Origin of the sequence: Flavobacterium sp., from assembly GCF_049318325.1 — a bacterium.
In the GTDB taxonomy this organism is placed as follows: domain Bacteria; phylum Bacteroidota; class Bacteroidia; order Flavobacteriales; family Flavobacteriaceae; genus Flavobacterium.
Map to the genome: position 1 here is coordinate 1 of NZ_JBMOGQ010000204.1, position 2,437 is coordinate 2,437.

General features: G+C 36.8%; 2 protein-coding genes. Both read left to right on the forward strand.

All coding sequences use genetic code 11. The features are described 5' to 3' along the window. Nucleotides 1-569: asparagine synthase-related protein (locus ACOYLP_RS11705; RefSeq protein WP_422856349.1), on the forward strand; the 569-nt coding region annotated here is incomplete at its 5' end. Nucleotides 570-813: 244 nt separating this feature from the next. Continuing rightward, nucleotides 814-2,437 (forward strand): DNA gyrase subunit B (locus ACOYLP_RS11710; RefSeq protein WP_422856350.1); only part of this gene is annotated, 1,624 nt, incomplete at its 3' end.

The following is a 2,437-nucleotide window of genomic DNA, read 5'->3' on the forward strand; positions in this document are numbered from 1 at the left end:
AGTTTCACGATGAAACCGTCCGTAAATTAAGCAAATTACACATGTACGATTGTCTTCGTGCCAACAAAAGTCTAGCCGCTTGGGGAATTGAAGGACGTGTGCCATTCTTAGATAAAGAATTTATGGATGTTGCTATGCGAATTAATCCACAAGACAAAATGATTAATGGAGAAAGAATGGAAAAATGGGTACTTCGTAAAGCATTTGAAGATATGCTTCCAGCAAGTGTGGCTTGGAGACAAAAAGAACAGTTTAGTGATGGTGTTGGTTACAGTTGGATAGATACTTTGAAAGAAATGGTTGCCAAAGAAATTTCGGACGAACAATTGGCCAATGCTAAATACAAATTCCCAATTCAAACGCCAACTTCTAAAGAAGAGTATTATTACCGTTCAATTTTCGCCGAACATTTCCCAAGTGATGCAGCTGCTTTAAGCGTTCCTCAGGAAGCTAGTGTGGCTTGTAGTACCAAAATTGCTTTAGAGTGGGATGAAGCGTTTAAAAACATGAATGATCCATCAGGAAGAGCAGTTGCTAGTGTTCATGATGACGCTTATGTAAAGTCATAAAAAATGTTATGAGAACATAAGATTGGCATTAAAAATAAAGCTTGAGAGTAGTAACTTAAGTAGAGATAATAGTTTAGTTGTTTGAAAAATACACTCGTTATTTTTGGCGAGTGTTTTTTTGTTGAAATATCGCCAAAAATGTTAATAACTTAAAGGTTTTAAACTCAATTTTCAATAGGAAATCCTATGCGTTTTTATATATTTGCTCGTTAGACAAAAAATAGATTTTTTACCATAAAATAATATGAGCGACGAGATTAAAAAGAACAGTTATTCGGCCGATAGTATCCAGGCATTAGAAGGAATGGAGCATGTTAGAATGCGTCCTTCCATGTATATAGGAGATACTGGAGTTAGAGGTTTGCACCACTTGGTTTATGAAGTAGTTGACAACTCTATCGATGAGGCATTAGCTGGACATTGCGACACTATTGGTGTTATTATAAACGAAGATAATTCGATTACCGTAGAAGATAACGGACGTGGTATTCCGGTTGACATGCACAAGAAAGAAGGTGTTTCTGCTCTTGAGGTGGTAATGACCAAAATTGGTGCGGGAGGAAAGTTTGATAAAGATTCGTATAAAGTTTCCGGAGGACTTCACGGAGTTGGGGTTTCTTGTGTTAATGCATTGTCTGATCATCTGAAAGCTACGGTATATAGAGAAGGAAAAGTATACGAACAGGAATATGAGAGAGGAAAAGCAATGTATCCTGTTAAGCAGGTTGGTGAAACTACCAAAAGAGGAACTACGGTTACTTTTAAACCAGATGCCACTATTTTTACTCAAACTTTGGAGTATTCTTATGATACTTTAGCTGGTCGAATGCGTGAACTTTCTTTTTTAAATAAAGGAATTACGATTACGCTAACCGACAGAAGATTTACAAAAGAAAATGGTGAATTTGAAGGTGAAGTTTTCCATTCAAAAGAAGGATTAAAAGAGTTTGTTCGTTTCTTAGACAAAGGTAGAGAAGCGATTATCGGTCATGTAATCAGTATGGAACTCGAAAAAGGAGAAATCCCTGTTGAAGTGGCTTTGGTATATAACACCAGTTATTCTGAAAATATATTTTCGTATGTAAACAATATTAATACTCATGAGGGAGGAACTCATTTGCAAGGTTTCCGTATGGGATTAACGCGTACGTTGAAAAAATATGCTGACACTTCAGGTTTATTGGATAAATTAAAATTCGAAATCACAGGAGACGATTTCCGTGAAGGATTAACTGCTATTATTTCGGTAAAAGTTGCCGAACCACAATTCGAAGGACAAACCAAAACCAAATTAGGAAATAGAGAAGTAGTTTCTCCGGTTTCTCAAGCGGTTGCCGAAATGTTAGAAAATTATTTGGAAGAAAATCCAAATGATGCTCGAATCATTGTTCAAAAAGTTATTCTTGCAGCTCAAGCACGTCATGCGGCTAAGAAAGCGCGTGAAATGGTGCAACGTAAGACCGTTTTAGGTGGTGGCGGTTTGCCTGGAAAATTGTCTGATTGTTCAGAACAAGATCCAGCAAAATGTGAAGTATATCTAGTCGAGGGAGATTCGGCTGGTGGAACAGCAAAACAAGGACGTGATAGAAATTTTCAAGCGATTTTACCTTTGAGAGGTAAGATTTTGAATGTGGAAAAAGCCATGCATCACAAAGTTTTTGAAAACGAAGAGATTAGAAATATTTTCACAGCACTTGGGGTTACCATCGGAACCGAAGAAGATTCTAAAGCGTTGAATTTAGAAAAACTACGTTACCATAAAGTGATTATCATGTGTGATGCCGATGTCGATGGTAGTCACATTTCTACACTAATTTTAACCTTTTTCTTCCGTTTTATGAAGGAACTTATTGAAGGTGGTCATGTTT